Raw genomic sequence first — 414 nt, forward strand, 5'->3', positions numbered from 1 at the left:
TTGTTCTTCCACTTGTGATTCTACTACCACCTGCTGCATTGGTTGTTCTTCCACTTGTGATTCTACTACCACCTGCTGCATTGGTTGTTCTTCCACTTGTGGTTCTGCTACCACCTGCTGCATTGGTTGTTCTTCCACTTGTGGTTCTGCTACTACTTGTTGCACTGGTCTATTCTCTACTCGTACATTAACAGAATGCTGCATTGCATTCGCCCTAGCTGCATGTCTTTCCATTAATCGTGTTCTATCTTGTTTCAACATAACAACATTAAATGGTACATGACGCTTTTTCTCACGTTTTGGTTCTTCTTTTTTTACAACTGGTTGTTCTTCTGCGACCGGCGCTTCTTCTACAACTGGTTGTTCTTCTGCGACTGGCGCTTCTTCTACAACTCGTTGTTCTTCTGCGACTGG

The 414-nt window shown here is 43.7% G+C and carries 1 pseudogene; it reads right to left on the minus strand.

From position 1 onward, the window contains the following. Positions 1 to 414: pseudogene (locus MR160_RS34030) on the minus strand (DNA translocase FtsK); the annotation flags it as partial.

The organism is Bacillus cereus group sp. BfR-BA-01382 (assembly GCF_022663475.1).
GTDB lineage: Bacteria > Bacillota > Bacilli > Bacillales > Bacillaceae_G > Bacillus_A > Bacillus_A thuringiensis_S.